This window comes from Pseudomonas sp. BIC9C (genome assembly GCF_034541995.1).
Lineage (GTDB): Bacteria > Pseudomonadota > Gammaproteobacteria > Pseudomonadales > Pseudomonadaceae > Aquipseudomonas > Aquipseudomonas fluorescens_CC.
Genome location: NZ_JAWDGM010000004.1, coordinates 133404 through 153676, shown reverse-complemented (window position 1 = coordinate 153676; position 20273 = coordinate 133404). Strand labels below are relative to the sequence as shown.

The 20273-nt window shown below is 61.1% G+C and carries 19 protein-coding genes; 13 read left to right on the top strand and 6 right to left on the bottom strand.

Translation table 11 applies throughout. The annotated features are described in order from the left end of the window. Positions 1-90: 90 nt before the first annotated feature. On the bottom strand, positions 91-981 hold the full coding sequence (locus RS887_RS18510) for a LysR family transcriptional regulator (RefSeq protein ID WP_322616470.1): 891 nt from the start codon (positions 979-981) through the stop codon (positions 91-93). 284 nt (positions 982-1265) lie between these two features. Between RS887_RS18510 and moaB the strand changes: the two genes are divergently transcribed. Together moaB and glp are read left to right on the top strand one after the other, a co-directional pair. Next, positions 1266-1805 (top strand): molybdenum cofactor biosynthesis protein B, encoded by a 540-nt coding sequence (gene moaB / locus RS887_RS18505; RefSeq protein ID WP_057395966.1) that lies wholly within the window; start codon positions 1266-1268, stop codon positions 1803-1805. After that, positions 1802-3007, top strand: a complete 1206-nt coding sequence (glp, locus tag RS887_RS18500; RefSeq protein ID WP_322616469.1) for a gephyrin-like molybdotransferase Glp — start codon at positions 1802-1804, stop codon at positions 3005-3007. The genes moaB and glp overlap by 4 nt, the downstream gene beginning before the upstream one ends. 265 nt (positions 3008-3272) lie before the next feature. Here glp and RS887_RS18495 read toward each other — a convergent pair whose 3' ends face one another. Both RS887_RS18495 and moaA read right to left on the bottom strand, forming a co-directional pair. Beyond that, positions 3273-4172: a bestrophin family protein gene (locus tag RS887_RS18495; RefSeq protein WP_322616468.1), complete on the bottom strand. Its 900-nt coding sequence runs from the start codon at positions 4170-4172 to the stop codon at positions 3273-3275. Positions 4173-4177: 5 nt separating this feature from the next. Then, complete coding sequence (gene moaA, locus RS887_RS18490; protein WP_322616467.1) at positions 4178-5176, bottom strand: GTP 3',8-cyclase MoaA; 999 nt, start codon at positions 5174-5176, stop codon at positions 4178-4180. Positions 5177-5752: 576 nt separating this feature from the next. Here moaA and RS887_RS18485 point away from each other — a divergent pair. The 4 genes from RS887_RS18485 to RS887_RS18470 all read left to right on the top strand — a co-directional run bounded on the left by RS887_RS18485 (position 5753) and on the right by RS887_RS18470 (position 10802). Continuing rightward, on the top strand, positions 5753-8077 hold the full coding sequence (locus RS887_RS18485; protein WP_322616466.1) for an FdhF/YdeP family oxidoreductase: 2325 nt from the start codon (positions 5753-5755) through the stop codon (positions 8075-8077). A gap of 127 nt (positions 8078-8204) precedes the next feature. After that, complete coding sequence (locus RS887_RS18480) at positions 8205-9626, top strand: cytochrome ubiquinol oxidase subunit I (RefSeq protein ID WP_322616465.1); 1422 nt, start codon at positions 8205-8207, stop codon at positions 9624-9626. Positions 9627-9643: 17 nt separating this feature from the next. Further along, positions 9644-10660, top strand: coding sequence for a cytochrome d ubiquinol oxidase subunit II (gene cydB, locus RS887_RS18475; protein WP_322616464.1), 1017 nt, complete (start codon positions 9644-9646; stop codon positions 10658-10660). Further along, a complete protein-coding gene (locus RS887_RS18470) occupies positions 10647-10802 on the top strand; it encodes a DUF2474 domain-containing protein (RefSeq protein WP_322616463.1) in 156 nt (51 codons plus the stop codon). Before cydB ends, RS887_RS18470 begins: the two co-directional genes overlap by 14 nt. Positions 10803-11432: 630 nt before the next feature. Here RS887_RS18470 and RS887_RS18465 read toward each other — a convergent pair. Continuing rightward, positions 11433-12284 (bottom strand): CAP domain-containing protein, encoded by an 852-nt coding sequence (locus RS887_RS18465; protein ID WP_322616462.1) that lies wholly within the window; start codon positions 12282-12284, stop codon positions 11433-11435. Positions 12285-12426: 142 nt separating this feature from the next. On the opposite strand from RS887_RS18465, the gene RS887_RS18460 reads away from it, so the two are divergent. The 5 genes from RS887_RS18460 (at position 12427) to RS887_RS18440 (ending at position 16844) form a co-directional block, all read left to right on the top strand. Next, positions 12427-13047 (top strand): cell wall hydrolase, encoded by a 621-nt coding sequence (locus RS887_RS18460; RefSeq protein ID WP_322616461.1) that lies wholly within the window; start codon positions 12427-12429, stop codon positions 13045-13047. A 200-nt stretch (positions 13048-13247) separates the two neighbouring features. Next, positions 13248-14225: an NAD-dependent epimerase gene (locus RS887_RS18455; protein ID WP_322616460.1), complete on the top strand. Its 978-nt coding sequence runs from the start codon at positions 13248-13250 to the stop codon at positions 14223-14225. A 49-nt stretch (positions 14226-14274) separates the two neighbouring features. Then, positions 14275-15015, top strand: a complete 741-nt coding sequence (locus RS887_RS18450; RefSeq protein WP_322616459.1) for a glycosyltransferase family 2 protein — start codon at positions 14275-14277, stop codon at positions 15013-15015. Continuing rightward, positions 15012-15290 (top strand): lipid-A-disaccharide synthase N-terminal domain-containing protein, encoded by a 279-nt coding sequence (locus RS887_RS18445; RefSeq protein WP_322616458.1) that lies wholly within the window; start codon positions 15012-15014, stop codon positions 15288-15290. Before RS887_RS18450 ends, RS887_RS18445 begins: the two co-directional genes overlap by 4 nt. Positions 15291-15293: 3 nt before the next feature. Beyond that, positions 15294-16844 (top strand): glycosyltransferase family 39 protein, encoded by a 1551-nt coding sequence (locus RS887_RS18440; protein WP_322616457.1) that lies wholly within the window; start codon positions 15294-15296, stop codon positions 16842-16844. Between the two features lie 62 nt (positions 16845-16906). Here RS887_RS18440 and ahr read toward each other — a convergent pair whose 3' ends face one another. Then, positions 16907-17938, bottom strand: coding sequence for an NADPH-dependent aldehyde reductase Ahr (gene ahr, locus RS887_RS18435; protein ID WP_322616456.1), 1032 nt, complete (start codon positions 17936-17938; stop codon positions 16907-16909). Between the two features lie 200 nt (positions 17939-18138). Here ahr and RS887_RS18430 point away from each other — a divergent pair, with 200 nt between their 5' ends. Further along, on the top strand, positions 18139-18339 hold the full coding sequence (locus RS887_RS18430; protein ID WP_057397509.1) for a YbdD/YjiX family protein: 201 nt from the start codon (positions 18139-18141) through the stop codon (positions 18337-18339). Positions 18340-18467: 128 nt separating this feature from the next. On the opposite strand, the gene RS887_RS18425 is transcribed toward RS887_RS18430, so the two are convergent. Then, complete coding sequence (locus tag RS887_RS18425) at positions 18468-19109, bottom strand: HD domain-containing protein (RefSeq protein ID WP_322616455.1); 642 nt, start codon at positions 19107-19109, stop codon at positions 18468-18470. A gap of 120 nt (positions 19110-19229) precedes the next feature. Between RS887_RS18425 and RS887_RS18420 the strand changes: the two genes are divergently transcribed. Next, positions 19230-20252: a GlxA family transcriptional regulator gene (locus RS887_RS18420; protein ID WP_322616454.1), complete on the top strand. Its 1023-nt coding sequence runs from the start codon at positions 19230-19232 to the stop codon at positions 20250-20252. Positions 20253-20273: the final 21 nt, after the last annotated feature.

The window sequence follows — 20273 nt, the reverse complement described above, 5'->3', positions numbered from 1 at the left end:
TCCAATCGCTTGTTCCGATGTGCCGATTGGTGATGTCTATCAGGCCGGCCAAACATGTCTTTTTCGGTTTTATATAAAACCGAAACTTGTTCAGGAAGTCCGGCTGAATAAGGTTCGTGCTTCGGCGAAACACTTCTCGGCAATTGCCGAGCGCGGTTCGGTCTTGCGCATGACCAGGCCCAGGGGGGCGAGCACACTGGCATCCGGCAATTCGATGAACGACAGGTGTTCGATGGGTTCTTCCAGGCCGCTGTCCAGCGGCATGATCGCGCAGCAGAAACCTTCGTGAATCGCCTGCAGCAATTGGTAAGTCGAATCGCTTTCCAGGATCGGCTGTGGGGCCAGTCCGCGGCTGCGAAAGCTCAGGTCGATGGATTTGCGGTAGTGCATGCCGTTGCTGAGCATCCCCAGCGGCAGTTCGGCGGCATCCTCCCAGCTCATTTGCGCACCCTCGAAATGGAAGTGGCGAGTGTCGTACAGCAGGCCGACGCGGGTTGCACCGATCTCGAAAAACTCGAAATAGCTCGGGTTGACGTGATCGAGGTAGCACACCCCGAGGTCAAGCTGATTGTTGCCCAGGCCCTCGATGATCTGGTCGGAACTCAGGGAGGACAGGCTGTACTTGAGCTCGGGAAAGCTGCGGGACAGGCCCTGAATGTAGGTGACGGGGTTGAAGCTGCTGAGCGGCACCAGGCCCAGGCGCAAGTTGCCGACGAGCTGGCCCCGGCACGCGGCGGCCTCGGCGAAGAGCCCGTCGTGGGCGGCCAGCAGGGTTCTGGCCCAGGCCAGCACCCGCTCACCGGCCTGGGTAAAACCCTCGAAGCGTTGGCCCCGGGTGACCAGCACCAGGTCCAGCTCATCCTCGAGGTTGCGCAGGCGCATGGACAGGGTGGGCTGGGTGATGTGGCATCGCGCGGCAGCCTGGCCGAAGTGCCGGGTCTGCTCCAGGGCGATCAGGAACTTGAGTTGTTTGATGTCCATGACGGCACCTGCTGACGGGGGAGTGAAGGGTAAGTATTGACTCAGGTGCGCAAGACACAAGGCACGGCGGAAAACGTGAGGTGCGGACGATCTCACTGTCTTTGGCGTGCGTCCAATCACTGGTATTTAAGGGGTTATCGATGGGCTCTATCGTCGCTGAACTTTTATTGTTTTTATATTGATAGAGCGGCTCGATAGTCTGGTTGGTTAGAGTGATTAGACAGCGTTTGCTGGGGCGCTTTAGTCTCCGAAAGTTATTTAATTAATATCTGTCGGAGAATCCCATGAGCGTCAAACCGGATGCGTTGTTTATCCCTTTGAATATTGCCGTGCTGACGGTCAGCGATACCCGTGAATATGCCAATGACACTTCCGGCCAGTTACTCGTCAGTCGTTTGCTGGAAGCCGGCCACACCCTCAGCGAGCGCAACCTGCTCAAGGATGACCTGTACAAGATCCGTGCGCAGGTGGCGAACTGGATTGCCGACGACGGCATTCAGGTGGTGCTGATCACTGGCGGTACCGGATTCACCGGCCGCGACAGCACGCCCGAGGCGGTGGCCTGTTTGCTGGACAAGCAGATCGATGGATTTGGTGAGCTGTTCCGGGCGATTTCGATACTCGACATTGGCACCTCCACGGTGCAGAGCCGGGCACTGGCCGGGCTGGCCAATGGCACGCTGGTCTGCTGCCTGCCGGGTTCCACGGGCGCCTGCCGTACCGCGTGGGAAGGCATCCTCGCCGAGCAACTCGACGCTCGCCACCGGCCGTGCAATTTCGTACCGCACCTCAAGCCCGTGCAGGTCTGCGGGACGCGGGGATGAGCACTGCACCGCTGATGTCGGTGGAGCAAGCCATCGACCGGCTGCTGACAATGGCCGAGGCACACAGGATTGAAGACAGCGAAGCGGTGCCGCTAAGTGCCGCCAGGCAACGGGTGTTGGCCAACGACCTGGTGGCGACCCTCGATCTGCCGCCGTGGCCGAACAGCGCCATGGACGGGTATGCCTTGAATGTCGACGGCTGGGACGGGGAGCCACTGAGCGTGTCGCAGCAGGTGTTTGCCGGGCACGCCCCCGAAGCCCTGGCACCGGGAACCTGTGCACGCATCTTTACCGGCGCGCCTGTTCCGCCGGGTGCCAACGGCGTGGAGATGCAGGAAAACACCGAGGTACTGGATGACGGACGGATCCGCTTCAAGCAGCCACTGAACGCCGGCAGCAATATCCGCCCGCAAGGCCAGGAAAACCGCGTCGGCGATGTGTTGCTGCGGGCCGGCAAGCGCCTTGGTCCGTTCGAGCTGGCGGTCGCGGCGGCACAGGGTTGCACCCATGTGCAGGTGGTGCGGCGACCACGGGTGGCGTTGCTGTCCACCGGCGATGAACTGGTCGATCCGGGCACGCCACTCAAGCCCGGCAGCATTTACAACAGCAACCGCACATTGTTGAGCCATTGGTTGAGTGCATTGGGTTGCGAGGTCATCGATGCCGGCATTCTCCCCGACGAGCCACGCCAGACGCGGCTCAAGCTCGAACAGCTGCAACACGCCGCGGACCTGATGCTCAGCACTGGCGGCGTGTCCGCCGGTGACGCCGACTGCCTCGGCCAGGTGCTGCGCGAGTGCGGCAAGCCGCTGCTGTGGACACTCTCGATCAAACCCGGAAAACCATTGACCGTGGGCCACTTCGGCCGCGTGCCGGTGATTGGCCTGCCGGGCAATCCGACATCGGCGTTGGTCACTTTCGGCCTGCTGGCCCGGGTTTACCTGTTACGGATTCAGGGGGTCGAAGAGGTCGAGCCGTTGAGCTTCCCGGTCAGTGTCGGCTTTGCCTGGCCCAAACCCGGGAGTCGCCGCGAGTACCTCAAGGCGAAACTCGAAGCGGGTCGAGCGGTGCTGTATCCGAACCAGAGCTCAGGCGTTTTGTTGGGGGCGTCCTGGGCCGATGGGCTGGTGGAAGTGCCGGAAGGCTGCACCTTGGCAGTGGGCGACACCGCGCGGTTTATTCCCTTCAGCGAGCTGTTCTGAATACACCTGAAATACCTGTGGGGAGCGGGCTTGCCCGCGAAGATGCCGGCACATCCAACAGCGATATTGACTGACCCACCGCCTTCGCGAGCAAGCCCGCTCCCACAGTTTTGATCTTCAGTGAATGTAAATCCTGCAGCCGCCTGAAATACCTGTGGGAGCGGGCTTGCTCGCGAAGAGGCCGGCACATTCAACAGAGATGTTGCCTGACCCACCGCTTTCGCGAGCAAGCCCGCTCCCACAGGTTTTGCGTTTTTCCTGAAAATCAGTTCAACACAAAATCCACCGGCTCCAGTTGTGGCGGCAGTTCCGTTACGCCCAGTGCAGCCAGTACATCACGCTCGATGTTGCGCACGATGGCGTCGGTGGGCAGGTCGTTTTCATCGCGACCGAAGGGGTCTTCCAGTTCATCGGCGATCGCGTCCAGGCCGAAAAAGGTGTAGCTGACGATCGCGGTGAAAATCGGGGTCAGCCAGCCCAGGGGTTCGGCCATGGCAAACGGCAGGAGGATGCAGAACAGGTAGATGGTGCGGTGCAGCAACAGGGTGTAGGGGAACGGTAGCGGGGTGTTCTTGATCCGTTCACAGACCGCCTGGGCGTGGGTCAGGCCGGCCAGGTGGTTGGCCATGAGCGTGTAGCGCCAGTCGTTGATCTTCCCGGATTCGTTGAGTGTCGAACACTGCTGGCCGACCTGCATCAGTATTTGCCCGCTGATGTCCGTGGTGTTGCCCTTGGGCATCGGGTGCAGCCAGTCGCCGCTGGTGGCCAGTTCGTTTTCCTGGCGCAGCCGCGCGTTGAGGGCATGGGCAAAGCCGCACAGGTTGCTGAGGATCGTGTGTCGCTCATCCGTGTCCTTGATCACCAGGGTTTCACGAATCATCGAACGGACTTCCACGATCACATCGCCCCACGCCTTGCGCGCTTCATACCAGCGGTCGTAGCAGGCGTTGTTGCGAAAGCTCATGAAGATCGACAACGACAAACCCAGCAGCGTGAAGGGTGTTGCACTGACCTTGGAAAAGTAACTGGGGTGCAAGGTTTCAATGAGCACGATGGCTGAGGCGAGCAACGTCACCATCAGGCTGCGCCAGGCAATGCGCTTGGCGATCGACCCCTTGAGGGACGTCAGGACGCCGATCAGGTTGGGTTTGGGTCTCACGATCATGGGGTTCAGCCGCCCGTCATGTTCATGAAGCGAACGACCTGTACATCGTCGTTCACTTCGAAGTTGTGTCGATAAGGCTTGAGTTTCATCGCCTCGATAATGGCTTGTTCCAGGCGCTCGGGCTGTCCGGGGTGGCTGCGCAGAACAGCCTTGAGATCCACCGAGTGCTCATTGCCCAGGCACAGCAGCAGACGTCCTTCCACGGTCAGCCGCACCCGATTGCAGGTGCCGCAAAAATTGTGGCTGTGGGGTGAGATGAACCCCAGGCGAATCTGTGGCGCCTCGGCCAGGCGCCAGTAGCGCGACGGACCCTGGGTCGACTCGGCGGAATCAATCAAAGTGTAGCGTTCGGCGATGCGCTCGCGGACCTGGCTGCTTGCGAAAAACGATTCGGCGCGGCTGTGCTCGTCGATGGTGCCCAACGGCATTTCCTCGATGAAGGAGATGTCGAGGTTGCGGTCGATGGCGAAGCTCACCAGATCGTTGATCTCATGGTCGTTGCGGCCTTTCATGACCACGCAGTTGAGCTTGGTGTTGCGAAATCCGGCCTTGTTGGCAGCGTCGATGCCCTTGATGACCTGCGCCAGGTCACCGGTGCGGGTCAGTTCGCGAAAACGATGCGGGTCCAGGCAGTCGAGGCTGATGTTGAGGCGCTTGACCCCGGCCTCGAACAACGGCTCGGCCAGTTTGGCCAACTGCGAACCGTTGGTGGTCATGCACAGTTCACGCAGGCCGGGCAGGGCGGCGATCTTCTCGCACAGTTGCACCACGCCCGGGCGGATCAGCGGCTCGCCTCCGGTCAGGCGGATCTTGCGGGTGCCCAGCGCCACGAAGCTTTGTGCCAACTGATAAATCTCTTCCAGCGTCAGCACCCGTTGGCGTGGCAGAAACTGCATGTCCTCGGCCATGCAATACACGCAACGGAAATCGCAGCGGTCGGTGACCGACATCCGCAGATAATCCACGCGCCGGGAGAACCCATCGATCAAGACTCGTTCTGACATGACACCCTCGCTTGGCACGCATTGAATGAATGTTCCGTTAAGCGAGCGTGGTCTTTTGTAGGAGCGAGCTCTGCTCGCGATGGTCGTGAACGATTACGCGTGATGACTGGCTGAACACGGTGATCTTGAGTCCATCGCGAGCAAGCTCGCTCCTACAGATATTGCGCTGAAAACGGATTTGTTAAGCGCAGGTGTAGGAGCGAGCCTGCTCGCGATGGTCGTTAACGATTACGCGTGCTTACTGGCTGAACGCGGTGCCCTTGAGTCCATCGCGAGCAAGCTCGCTCCTACAAATAATGCGCTGATAACGGATTTGTTGAGTGCAGGCTAAGAGCAACTTTAGGGGCCGTCCAATCACTATTAGTAACCGGTTGATCGAGTGCATCTATGATGGAAAAAATTGCCGCGTAAATGGCTGTTTAAATTTTATAAGTTGATGAAAAACAACGATAAATATCGATGATAAATATCCTCGATCATGTGGTCATAAATAGCGATTAGACAGTAATAAATCCCTGTTCATATGCTTTCTCCGTCAAACGATCAATGACCTGAATCAGGTCACGGAGAAGTACCATGTCTCAAGTCGACCGCTACAAACCCTACAAAGGTGCCGCCGCTGGTTGGGGCGCGCTAATCGCTGTTACCAAAACCTGGCTGGGCAGTGAAAACGCGCTGAAGAATATTCGCGCCATGCTCAAGACCAACCAGAACGGCGGGTTCGACTGCCCCGGTTGCGCCTGGGGCGAGTCGCCGGAAAACGGCATGGTCAAGTTCTGCGAAAACGGCGCCAAGGCCGTCAACTGGGAGGCCACGGGCCGTTTGGTTGACCCGGCCTTCTTCAACAAATACAGAGTCTCGGCGCTGGCCGAGCAGAGCGATTACTGGCTGGAGTATCAGGGACGCCTGACCCACCCGATGCGCTATGACGTGGCCACCGACCGCTACGTCGAAACCACCTGGGACGAAGCGTTCGCGCTGATCGCCCGGCACCTCAACGCGCTGGAATCGCCCCACCAGGCCGAGTTCTACACCTCGGGCCGGGCCAGCAACGAGGCGGCGTTTCTCTATCAGTTGTTCGTCCGGGCTTACGGTACCAACAACTTTCCGGACTGCTCCAACATGTGCCACGAAGCCAGCGCGGTGAGCATGATCGAAAGCCTGGGCGTGGGCAAAGGCACCGTGGTGTTCGACGATCTGGAGCATGCCGATGCGATCTTCGTCATTGGCCAGAACCCTGGCACCAATCATCCGCGGATGCTCGAACCGCTGCGCGAAGCGGTCAAGCGTGGTGCTCAGGTGATCTGCATCAATCCGCTCAAGGAGCGCGGGCTGGAGCGCTTCCAGCATCCACAGCACCCGATCGAAATGTTGATGAATGGCTCCGAGCCCACCAACACCGCGTACTTTCGTCCGGCACTTGGCGGTGACATGGCGGTCATGCGCGGCATGGTCAAGTTCCTGTTGCAGTGGGAGCGCGAAGCTCAGGCCACCGGCGGCGAACCGGTGTTCGACCATGAGTTCATCGCCGAACACACCTCGGGCATGGATGCCTATCTGGCTGAAGTCGACGCGACCAGCTGGGAGCACATCGAGCAGCAATCGGGCATGACCCTCGCCGACATCGAACTCGCCGCGCGCATGTACGCCCGGGCCAAACGGGTAATCATGTGTTGGGCGATGGGGCTGACCCAGCACACGCATTCGGTGCCGACGCTGCAGGAAGTCATCAACCTGATGCTGCTGCGCGGCAACGTCGGCCGTCCGGGCGCGGGCCTGTCGCCGGTTCGCGGTCACAGTAACGTGCAGGGCGACCGCACCATGGGCATCAACGAGCTGGCGCCTACCGACTTGCTCAATGCCCTGGAAAAACGCTTCTCCTTCAAGCCGCCGCGTGAGCACGGCCACAACACCGTGATGGCGATTGGCGCGATGGAGCAGGGGCGTTCGAAAGTGTTTATCGCCCTGGGTGGCAACTTCGCCCAGGCCACCCCCGACACGCCGCGCACCCACGCTGCGTTGCGCAAGTGCGACCTCACCGTGCACATCGCCACCAAGCTCAACCGCAGCCATCTGGTCACCGGCCGTGAAGCGCTGATCCTGCCGTGCCTGGGCCGCACCGATATCGACATGCAGGCCGAAGGCCCGCAGGGCGTGACCGTGGAAGACACCTTCAGCATGATCCACATCTCTCACGGTCAACTCAAACCCAAGTCGAAACACCTGCTGTCGGAACCGGCGATCATCGCCGGCATCGCCGCCGCGACACTGGGCAAGCACCCGATCGACTGGAACTGGGCTATCGGCGACTACGGCCGCATCCGCAACATGATTGCCGACACCATTCCCGGCTTCGAAGATTTCAACCGGCGCTTGCTGCATCCGGGCGGTTTCCACATGCCCAACGACGCGGCCCGGCGCATCTGGAAAACCGCCAGCGGCAAAGCCCAATTCACCCCGAGCGTGTTGCCGGAGCACCTGATCAGCGAGGGCGTGCGCAACCTGGCGGTCAAGCCGCACCTGATTTTGCAGACCATGCGTTCCCACGATCAGTACAACACCACGCTGTACGGTCTGGATGACCGTTATCGCGGGGTGTACGGCATGCGCGACGTGGTGTTCGCCAACGAACAGGACATTCGCCGACTGGGTTTCGAACCGGGGCAGAAGGTCGACCTGGTGGCGCTGTGGGACGACGAACGCGAGCGTCGGGTCAGCGGTTTCACCCTGATCGCCTACGACATTCCGGCCGGTCAGGCGGCGGCGTACTACCCGGAGACCAATCCGCTGGTGCCATTGGAAAGTTACGGTGACCGTACCTTCACCCCGACTTCCAAGTTCGTTGCCATCCGGCTGGAGCAGGCGAAGGCCAGCAGCCTGATTTCGACTACCGCCGCATAGCAGCGGGGCGGCCCGGTGCCGCAACCGCTCACTGCAAACCTTTCGACTTGTGTTGGCTGCAGGCCCTCCGGCCTGACGGTGGCCCGGCCGTGTGCCGCCGTTTTTCAGCCGCGATGAGGATATCGACATGTTTAACCTGGAGGCACTGGACCTGGCGCGGATTCAATTCGCGTTCACGGTTTCGTTCCACATCATCTTTCCCGCCATCACCATCGGGCTGGCCAGTTTCCTGGCGGTGCTCGAAGGCCTTTGGCTGAAGACCCACAACGACACCTATCGCGATCTCTACCATTTCTGGTCGAAGATCTTTGCCGTCAACTTCGGCATGGGCGTGGTCTCGGGGCTGGTCATGGCCTACGAGTTCGGCACCAACTGGAGCCGCTTCTCCGATTTCGCCGGCAGCATCACCGGGCCGTTGCTGACCTATGAAGTGCTCACGGCGTTCTTCCTCGAGGCCGGTTTCCTCGGGGTCATGCTGTTCGGCTGGAACCGGGTAGGGCGTGGCTTGCACTTCTTCTCCACGGTCATGGTCGCCATCGGCACCTTGATCTCGACCTTCTGGATTCTCGCGTCCAACAGCTGGATGCAAACGCCCCAGGGCTTCGAGATCGTCGACGGTCGCGTGATGCCGCTGGACTGGCTGGCCATCGTGTTCAACCCGTCGTTCCCGTACCGCCTGGCGCACATGGCGATTGCCGCGTTCGTGGCCACGGCGTTCTTTGTCGGCTCGTCGGCGGCGTGGCACTTGCTGCGCGGCAACGACACCCGGCAAGTGCGCAAGATGCTGTCGATGGCGTTGTGGATGGCATTGATCGTCGCGCCGATCCAGGCCGTGGTGGGTGACGCCCACGGCTTGAACACCCTGGAACATCAACCGGCGAAAATCGCTGCGATTGAAGGGCACTGGGAAAACAACGGTAGCGAAGCGACGCCACTGGTGCTGTTCGGCATCCCCGACATGCAGGCCGAGAAGACCCAATACGCCATCGAGATTCCCTACCTGGGCAGCCTGATCCTGACCCACAGCCTCGACAAGCAGATCCCGGCGCTCAAGAGCTTCCCGAAAGAGGACCGGCCCAATGCGACGGTGATCTTCTGGAGTTTCCGCGTCATGGCCGGGCTGGGCATGTTGATGGTGCTGGCCGGCGTGCTCGGCCTGGCCCTGCGCCGCAGTGGTGCCATCTACCGCAACCGCTGGTTCCTGCGCCTGATGCTGTGGATGGGCCCAAGCGGCCTGATCGCCATGCTGGCCGGGTGGATCACCACCGAAGTCGGGCGTCAGCCGTGGGTGGTGTATGGCCTGTTGCGCACCGCCGATGCCGCGTCGAATCACAGTGTCGCGCAGTTGAGCCTCTCGCTGGCGCTGTTCGTGGTGATCTATTTCTCGGTGTTCACGGTGGGCATCGGCTACATGATGAAACTGGTCGGCAAAGGGCCGCAGCCGCATCACGGGCATTCCGCAGGCGGGCATTCCGACCAGGTGATCACACCGCGCCGGCCACTGTCTGCCGACGCCGAAATCCTCGAAACCGACGCCCGCGTCAATTGAAGGAAGGGAGTTGAATCATGGGTATTCAAGGTATCGATTTATCGCTGATCTGGGGTGTGATCATCGCCTTCGGCGTGATGATGTACGTGATCATGGATGGCTTCGATCTGGGGCTGGGCATTCTGTTCCCGCTGATCCCGGATGCGAAGGAGCGCGATGTGATGATGAACACCGTGGCTCCGGTCTGGGACGGCAACGAGACCTGGCTGGTGCTGGGCGGCGCGGCGCTGTATGGCGCGTTCCCGCTGGCCTATTCGGTGATTCTGGAAGCGTTGTACCTGCCGCTGATCCTGATGTTGTGCGGCCTGATCTTCCGCGGCGTGGCGTTCGAGTTTCGTTTCAAGGCCAGCCCTGAAAAGCGCCATATCTGGGACATGGCGTTCATCGGCGGTTCGCTGTTGGCGACGCTCTCCCAGGGCGTGGTGATCGGTACTTACATTGCCGGTATCCCGGTGGTCGACCGGCAGTTCGCCGGTGGTTCGCTGGACTGGCTGGCACCGTTTCCGCTGTTCTGCGGTGTCGGCCTGATCATCGCCTATGCGCTGCTGGGCAGCACCTGGTTGCTGGTCAAGACCGAAGGCATGCTCGAATCGCGGATGCGCCTGTTCACCCGGCCCCTGGCGTGGCTGCTGTTGGCGGTGATCGGCGTGATCTGTGTGTGGACACCGATTCTCCATCCGGAAATCGCCACGCGCTGGTTTGCCCATGCGCACCTGGCGGTGTTCGGTGGTCTTGCGGTGCTGGCCTTGCTGGCGATGTTCGGCTTGCTCAGGACCCTGCGCCAGCGTCACACCCACTGGCCGTTCGTCTTCACCCTGATGCTGGTGTTCCTGGGCTACATCGGCCTGGCGTTCAGCATCTGGCCGAACATCGTGCCACCCTCCATCAGCCTGTGGGCGGCGGCGTCTCCGGCGACCAGCCAGTTGTTCATCCTGATCGGGGCGCTGTTCATTTTGCCGATCATCCTGATGTACACGGTCTGGAGCTACTACGTATTCCGCGGCAAAGTGAGGATTGGCGATGGCTACCATTGATTCTCGTGAACCGGCACCGGTGCCTTGGTACAAGCGTCTTGGGTGGCTGGTGTTGATCTGGCTGGGCAGTGTGGTTGCGTTGGGTGTGGTGGCGGGGGCATTGCGGATGTTGATGCAGGCTGCCGGGATGAGTAGTCATTGATGGCAAGTCGTTGAAGGGGGCCAGTTCACTTTGGGGCGTATTTATGGATTGGGTGAATTTCCATTCCTGCGGTAACGGCCACTAGCGGTTCCGCCCTTACGGCGGGTTACTTGGAAGAGCCCCAAGTAACCAAGGGCTCTTGCCCCTTTCGTTCGGTGCCTCGCCTAGGCTCGGCATGCCCTCGCTTCGGTCCTGCTCCGTGGGCCCGCCGCCATCGGCCATCCATGGCCGGTGGCGGCTAACCCGGCATTCATGCCGGGTTGCCCACTGCGCAGAACCTGCGCTCGGCCTCTCGAGGGGCAAGAAGATCAAAAGCAAAAGCAAAAGCAAAAGCAAAAGCGAGGCGGCCTACCGGCCGGCCGGATCGCAATTGAACGCGTTTCCCTGTAGGAGCGAGCTTGCTCGCGAAAAACGCCAGGACACCGCGGGGATTCAGACAGTCCGCGTCATCGTTGACGTCCATCGCGAGCAAGCTCGCTCCTACAGATACGGATTAGCTCTGGCTTTTGATATTGATCTGCCCCGTCGGCCTGCCTGATCGCAATTGAGCTCGTTTCCTTGTAGGAGCAAGCTCGCTCCTACAGGTGCCCCGTTGGATGGCCCGTCCGCGACACACTCAGAGCCTTGTCATTACTGCGCCCCAAACATTGCTGTCCAGTATATCCCTGCATCGCTCTTCGGGTCGGTCGCGTAAGCGGCGCCCAGTTCGCGGAACTGCGGGTTCATCAGGTTGGCGCAATGGCCGGGGCTGGACAGCCAGCCTTCGACCACTTTGTGTGGCGTGTCTTGCCCGGCGGCAATGTTTTCGCCGATCTGCTGGAAGTCGTAGCCGGCCAGTTCCGCGCGGTCACCCGGTGTGCGGCCGTCGCGGTCCTTGTGATCGAAGTAGTTGTGGTTGGCCATGGAGCGCGAGTTGCCTTCGGCGGCGCTGGCCAGTGTGGCGTTCCAGGCCAGCGCTGGCGCGGCGGCAAAGGATTGCGCACCGCACTGGCGTGGCCGGGTGCGTGCTGCGTTGACTTCGGTCAGCAGCTTCTGGCCTTCGGCCTGCGCGCCGCCCAGGCGTGCGCTCAACAACGGCCGCGCGACCACGATGCGCCATTCACGGTCCTGGCGGCTGACGCCGACATCGACGAATTGCGGGTCGAGGACGATCTGGCAAAAACTCTCCTGAATCGCCTTCATCGCCGACGCCGCATCGCGAGGCCCGGACAGGCTGATGGCCTGCACATTCTTCATGGGATAACCCGCCGTGGCCATGGCCTGTTGCAGATTGCCGATACTCGGGGCGGTCAGCACCAGGCGCGGGTCGGCCGACAGCGGCGGCAGCTCCGAGGAAACCTGGCCGGCACAGCGCTGCAGTTGGCTGCGGTAGACGTTGATCGATTCGATCAATTGCGATTCGTCCGCCGCCGAGGCGCTGGCGGCGAATACCAGGCTCAGTGACAAACCGGCCAAACCCATTGCGGATGAGATGAAACCCATGAAAATCCCCCTTGAGCAGTTTGCGCCCATGATGCGCGAAGTTGGCCCATCCAGGGCAACGGATTTATCCAGAGTGTAGTGGGGTGGGTGAAATCATTTCACTACTACACTGAATCGAATCGCTCACCGAGTGAAACCGATCATGCGTCTTGACTGGATGGCCTCCTGCCTCGTCCTCACGTTGCTTGCCGGCCCGGTGGCCGCCGGGGATCAAGAGCAAAAACAACAAGCGGCCGAGAACAAGGCCGAAGTGCTGGAGCAGAAGGCCGCCGAGAACAGCAACCCTGCACCGGCACCCAAGGCTGAAGCCATTACCCCGTCCGAAGTCCAGGCCGTTGACCCGGCGGGTGCCGCGCCGCTGGACGATGCGATCACCTGCCTGGCCCGCTCGATTTACTGGGAAGCCAAGGGCAAGGACTCCGCCGACATGGAGGCGGTGGCCAACGTGGTCATGAATCGCCTGGGCCACGAGGGCTTTCCGGACACGGTGTGCAAAGTGGTCAAGCAGGGTTCCGAGACCAGGAGTTGCCAGTTCTCCTGGTGGTGTGACGGCAAGTCCGATTCGGCGCAGGAAGAGGCGCCTTACGCGATGGCCAAGGAAATCGCGCGCAAGGCCCTGAACAAGCAACTGCCGGACCGTACGCAGGGTGCCCTGTATTTCCATGACCGTACCGTCAACCCGGATTGGGCCAAGGAATACATCAGGACCGTGGATATCGGTTTGTTCCGATTTTACAAGCCACATGACGGATCGGCCAAATAGTAGCGGCTATTTCGGCCAAATATCTTTTTTTTTACTGAAGTCGTGCACGGCCTTATCGAAACTGAAATGTTTCTGTTTTATAAGCTTCACAACGAAACCGCGCGCGAATGACGCCATAAGCAGGAAGTACACATGAAGCTGACAAGTGTCTGGATCAGTAATCTCGCGCCGATCGCGGCGCAGTCGCAGGCGTGCGCCCAATGACCGTTCTGGTCACCGGTGCAGCCGGTTTCATCGGTTTTCATACGGTCCAGCGCTTGTGCCGCGAAGGTCAGGACGTTGTCGGTATCGACAACCTCAACGACTACTACGACGTGGAACTCAAGCACGCGCGCCTCAAGGTGCTGGAGACTTTGCCGGGTTTTCGTTTCCGGAAAATGGACATCGTCGATAAACCGGCGCTGATGAGCCTGTTCCAGGAACACCGTTTTACCGAGGTGGTGCACCTGGCCGCCCAGGCTGGCGTGCGCTACTCGCTGGATAACCCGGATGTCTATGGGCAATCGAACCTGGTGGGTTTCCTCAATGTGCTGGAAGCCTGCCGGCACCATCGCCCCGAGCATCTGATCTACGCCTCGAGCAGTTCGGTGTACGGCACCAACAGCAAGATGCCGTTCAGTGTCGAGGATCCTGTCGAACATCCCGTTTCGCTGTACGCCGCCAGCAAGCGCGCCAATGAACTGCTGGCCGAAAGTTACTGCCATCTGTATGGCTTGAAAGCCAGTGGCCTGCGCTTTTTTACCGTCTACGGTCCGTGGGGCCGCCCGGACATGGCGCTGTTCAAGTTTACCGACGCCATCCTCAAGGACCTGCCCATCGACATTTACAACGAGGGGCAGATGTCGCGGGACTTTACCTATGTCGACGACATTGTCGAAGGCATCGCCCGACTACGCCCAAAGCCTCCGGTGCCGGAAGGCTCCGCCACCGGGGTCAACCGGCTTTTCAACATCGGGCGTGGCATGCCGGTGGCGTTGCTGGATTTCGTCGACTGCCTGGAATCCGCCCTGGGCCTGCAAGCCCGGCGCAACTACATGCCGATGCAGGCCGGTGATGTGGTCAAGACCTGGGCCGATGTCTCGGCACTGGCCGAGTGGGTGGGCTTCAGCCCGCAGGTGACGCTCGAAACCGGCGTCGGCGAGTTTGTGAAGTGGTATCGGCAGTTCTATCAGATTTGAAGCGTTCGCCTCTGATCTCGAAAAAATCAAAGAAGGCGAGAGAGACCCCATGAGCCAAGACATTTTTGTATCCGTACTGATTCCCGCCAAAAACGAAGCGAACAACCTCAAGCCATTGCTTGAGGAAATCCGCGTGGCACTGGCCGATGAGGCTTATGAAATCATCGTGGTCGACGATGGCAGCACCGACTCGACCCTGCAGGAGTTGCGGCAAATGCGCCACGACGGCCTGGACACCTTGCGCATCCTCCATCACGAGCGGTCGCTGGGGCAGAGCACCTCGCTGTACCACGCGGCACGGGAGGCGCGCGGGCAGTGGCTGGCGACCCTCGATGGCGACGGCCAGAACGACCCGGCGGACATTCCCGGCATGCTGGCGCTGGTGCGCGGCGAACCGGGCCAGGTCGATGTGCAGCTGGTTGCCGGGCACCGGGTCAATCGCCGCGACACCGCGAGCAAACGCTACGCCTCGCGTTTCGCCAACAACCTGCGTCGGCGCCTGCTCAAGGATGCCACCCCGGACACCGGTTGCGGCCTGAAGCTGATCGAGCGCGCGGCGTTCCTGCGCCTGCCGTACTTCGACCACATGCATCGCTATATTCCGGCGCTGATCCAGCGCCATAACGGACGCATGATCGTGCACCCGGTCAACCACCGGCCGCGCACGGCCGGGGTGTCGAAATACGGCAACATCGACCGCGCGCTGGTCGGCATTCTCGATTTGTTCGGGGTCTGGTGGCTGATCAAGCGCACGCGGCTGAACACCATTGCCCAGGAGATCGAAGGATGATGGTGTCGCGTGAAACCCTGTGGCTGATCGTCGGCTTTGCGGGGCAGGTGGCCTTTACCGGGCGCTTTGTCCTGCAGTGGCTGTACAGCGAGTACAAGAAACGCAGCGTGATCCCGACCAACTTCTGGTACCTGAGCATCGTCGGCAGCACCCTGCTGCTCGCCTATGCCATTTATCGTCAGGACCCGGTGTTCATCGCCGGTCAGGCCTTTGGCTCCCTCGTCTATTTTCGCAACCTGCAATTGATTGCCAAAAGCAGAAGCGTGAAGGAATAAACCATGCGTAGATCGTTGTCGCCCAGGGTCGAATGCCTGGGCCTGATGCTGCTTGCCCTGTTGCTGATCGGCGCGGGAATGGGGCTGCGCCAGGCCCAGAATGTGGATGAGGAACGCTTCCTCGGCGTCGCACTGGAGATGCTGCAAAACGGCTCGTGGCTGATCCCGCACCGGGCCGCCGAAATCTACGGGGACAAGCCGCCGATTTTCATGTGGACGGTGGCGTTCTTCACCTGGCTGACTGGCAAGCCCAACATCGCCCTTTATATCCCGGGCCTGTTTTCGGCCGTGACGGTCACGGCGATGGTCTATGACCTGGGCCGTCGCCTGTGGACCCAGCGTACCGGGCGCAACGCCGCACTGTTGTACCTGGCGACATACCAGACCTACAGCATCCTGCGCACCGGCCAGATCGACAGCCTGCTGATTCTGTTCACCTCCCTGGGCCTGTACGGGCTGGCGCGACACCTGCTGCTGGGCCCTGCTTGGCGCTGGTTTTACGTGGGCTGCGCGGCCATGGGCATCGGCGTGATCACCAAGGGCGTGGGTTTCCTGCCGGCGCTGTTGCTGATTCCTTACGCCTATGCGGTGCGCAAAGACTGGCCCGGTGTGGTGGCCATGCCCGGCGAGGCGCGCAAGTGGTTGCTGGGGTTGCTGTTGATGCTCGCGGCGATTGCGATCTGGTTGCTGCCCCTGGCCTTGTCCATCCTCTTCAATGGCAGCGCAGACGAAATTGCCTATGCGCGGGAGATCCTCCTGCACCAGACCGCTGGCCGTTATGCCGCCGCGTGGCATCACCGTGAACCGTTCTGGTATTTCTTCACCAACGTGATTCCGCAGTACTGGCTACCGCTGGTGCTGGTGCTGCCATGGCTGGTGCCCGCCTGGCGCCGTCAGTTGCAAAAACGCGACGGCCGGGTCCTGGTATTGCTCGGTTGGGTAGCGCTGGTGGTGCTGTTTTTCTGCATCAGCAGCGGCAAGCGCAAGTTGTACATCTACCCGGCGCTGCCTGGGCTGGTGCTGGTCGCCGCGCCGTTGATTCCGTGGATGCTCAAGCGCTGGTTCAAAAGGCACCCGCGTTTGCGTCGGGTGTTCCCGGCACTGGTAGCAACCTGGTTCGTGTTGTGGTTCGCCCGTGGTTTCATCGAACCGCTCAAGGAAGGCACCAACATCGATCAGGTGCTCATGACGCAAGCTGCGACCATGACCCAGGGCGCCGATCTGGTGCTGGTCAACTGGGAGGAGGGGCACTGGTTGTTTGCCCGTCAGCCGATCGTGCATTTCGGTATGGACTATTCGTCCATCGAAAAAGCCGCGCTGTATCTGCGCGAACACCCCAAGGCCTACGCCTTGGTGCCGGATGACGTACTCAGCCAGTGCTTCAAACCCGAAGCAGCCCGCGAACTGGGTGAAAACTCCCGGGCGAACTGGTCGATCGTGGGCGCGGATGCCGACACCGGCAAATGCGTGCCGCAAGAAGCCAGCAAAGCCTATCGGTTCATCTGGAATGACCCGCATATGCCGGTGGCGCCGGCGCAGGTTGCCAATCCCTGAGGGCAAAAAAGGGCCGCTTGAACTCATCATTCAAGCGGCCCTTTCTCTTCGTTCTTCGCCTGTCATTGACTGGCGTCCAGCACCACGCGATAACGCGCCTTGCCGCTGCGCAGATGATCGATGGCTTCGTTGATCCGGCTCATGGGAAACATCTCGACCTGCGGCACGATCTGATGGCGTGCGCAGAACTCCAGCATGGTCGCGGTGTTGGCGGGTGAACCGACCGGTGAGGCGGACAAGACTTTTTGCTGGGGAATCAGGTTGAACACGTGCACCGGAATGGCATCGGGCACGACGCCGACAAAGTGCAGACGCCCCTTGCCGCGCAGGGTGGCAAGCATGGCGGTCCAGTCGAGGTTGGCATTGGCGGTGACCAGGAGAAAGTCCAGGGTGCCGGCAATGGCGTTGAGTGCATCGGTGTCGGTCGAGGCGACCACCTTGTGTGCACCCAGGCGCCTGGCTTCGTCCTGCTTGCTCAGCGATGAGGTGAACGCCGTGACTTCGCAGCCCCAGGCGTTGAGAAAGCGCAGCGCCAGGTGACCGAGGCCGCCGATACCCACCACGCCGACCCGGTCGGTGGGCTTGATGCCGAACTCCAGCAGCGGGTTGAACACGGTCGAGCCGGCACAGAACAACGGCCCGGCCAGCGCCGGGTCGAGTCCGTCCGGAATCGGCAGGGCCCAGGCCCAGTGCGCGCGAATGCGGTCGGCAAAGCCACCGTTGCTGCCGATGATGGTCGGTTGCACGGTGCGACACAGGTTATGGGAGCCTTCGATGCATGAGGTGCAATGCATGCAACTGCCCTTGTACCAGCCGATGCCCACCCGCTGTCCCATCTCCAGGCCGCGCACCTGGTCGCCCATCCGCACGATACGGCCGACCACCTCGTGGCCGGGAATGAACGGGTAGTGGCTGATGCCCCAATCGTTGTCGATCAGCGACTGGTCGGAGTGGCAGACGCCGCAATATTCCACGGCGACTTCCACCTCATCGTTTCCCAACGGGCCGGGATCGTAGCTGTAGCGTTGCAGTGGCGCGCCCGCTGCCGTGGCGGCCCAGCCGGTAAAGGTGGTGAGTTCGCTGCTGTCGCTCATGGGACACCTCCAGATCACAAGTCAGGGGTTTTTGGCCGCTCGGGTGCAGCGGCGGAGCGAGGAAAGTGTAGCGGGTTGCCGGCGCTCCATCGGGTACGACCCTGGATACTTGAAAATACAAAGGCGCCCGATGTGGACACACTGCAGATACATGAGCGCGGTTTCATGGGTCAGGTCCGACGTTCACAGAGAGATCAGCCATGTTCCGTAAATTGCAGCAGGTCGCCAGATTGCTCAGCCAGAGCGCCCGATTGATGGTCGGCGTTCCCGAGTACGACAACTACGTGGCGCAAATGGCCCGCAACCGTCCGGGCGAGCCGGTCATGAGTCATGAGGCGTTTTTCCGCGAACGCCAGGAAGCGCGTTTTGGTCGGGGCAAGTGCAATACGCGCTGCTGTTGAAGGCGTTGGGCGTATGCGCGGGTCTTTAGTGGCCGACGCATACGCCCTCCACGGTCACTGTTCGAACAATGGGCGATTGGCCCGTACGAAGTCAGCTACCGTTTGCGGCGCTGACCAATTGGCGTGGATCAGCTGTCGAAGGGCGCGTTGTCGATCAGGTCGCAGACATTCGGGCAATCGAAGCCATGGATGTGGCGACGCCCGACATCCGCGAGCCCGGTGCCAATGGCCGTATGGGGTTTTTTCCTGGCCACTTCGGCGATGGCCTGGGTAAAGGCTGCTTTCATGCCGATGCGGGGGTAGAGCGCGAGCGTGTCGTCGACCAGCGAGGGGGTTATTTCATCCAGATGCAGCCCCATGACATCGACATGGGCGCCCAGATAGATCAGGGCGATTTCCGGCTGTTTGCGGTCGGCGATGCCGGCGCTGGAGTGCAGGGCGATCGCATCCCAGACCTGTTCGGCTTTTGCCTGCGCATAACCGTTGGCCAGGAGAAAACGACGGGCGGCATCAGCGCCATCGACCTCAAAGCGCTGGTCGGCGGCAAACTCGGGCGTCAGCCCCAGATCGTGTAGCAATGCCGCGAGGTAGACCGCTTCCCGGTCGTACTGCAAGCCCAGGCGTTGACCGAGGAATTCGGCGAACCACCATGTGCGGTGCACATGATGCAATAGCGCCCTGGAGTGGACGCGCTCCACGAGCGAAGCGGCTCTGCGGGCCAGCTCGGAGTCTGGCGCACTGAAGCCGCCGATGTTGATGGGTGTATTCATGTTGCCTCCCGGGGATGACGTTGACTTGCCGTTCACTCTAGGGATTCGGGAGGTGGCACAATTGACTATTTACGGATGATTTGTGCCAATATTGGCGCCTTGAACCTGCAGGAGGCAGCCGTGACCCGCAAGACAAAACCCGGTCACCCATCGATTGGTCGTACGCCAAAACGCATCGTGATATTGGGCCTGCCACCGGTGGATGCTCTCGATGTGATCGGCCCGGCCGAGGTGTTTTCCCTGGCGAATACCCTGTACGAGGGAGACATCGCGCCTTACGTACTTGAGCTGGTCTGCGCGGGTGTCAACCCGCAGATGGCCAGCAGCACCGGTATCGGGCTCATGGCCCACACGACACTCGAGCACGAGCGGCGTGCCGACACGTCCATCGACACGCTGATCGTGGCGACGGGCTGGCAGGCCATCGATCAACTGGACGGGGCAGCCATCGAATGGATTCGCACCAGGTCCGAAAACGTACGCCGGGCGTGCTCGATCTGTGTCGGCGCGTTCGCCCTGGCGGATGCAGGCCTGCTGGACGGGCGCCGTGCGACGACTCACTGGCGCATGGCGCGGGACCTGGCCGAGCGTTATCCCAAGGTGCAGGTCGATCCGAATCCGATCTGGATCAAGGACGGCAACGTCTATACCTCGGCGGGTATCTCGGCGGGCATCGACCTGGCGCTGGCACTGGTCAGCGAAGACCTGGGGGATGACGCCGCGCTGGACATCGCGAAAAACCTGGTGCTGTTCCTGCGCCGTCCCGGTGGACAGGCGCAGTTCAGTGTCGCCCTGCAATCGCAGCAGGTCCCCGGTTCAAATCTGGATGAGTTGCGCCACTGGATCAGCGAACACCTGAATTCACATCTGACCGTGGAAATCCTCGCGGATCGCTTTGCCACCAGCGTCCGAACCTTGATACGGACCTTCCAGCGGGAGTTGAAGACCACGCCGGCCAGGTACGTTGAAGACGTTCGGCTGGAAGCGGCTTGCCGGGAACTGGAACTGGGCGGGCGCTCGATGGAAGAGGTCGCACGCCGATGCGGTTATCACAGCGTCGACGTACTGAGGAAGGTTTTCGTCCGGCGCCTTGGTGTGAGTCCCAGAGAGTACGCGCAACGTTTCGCGCCAGACGCAGGGTAGGGGGCGCCCGAGGCTTTCGCA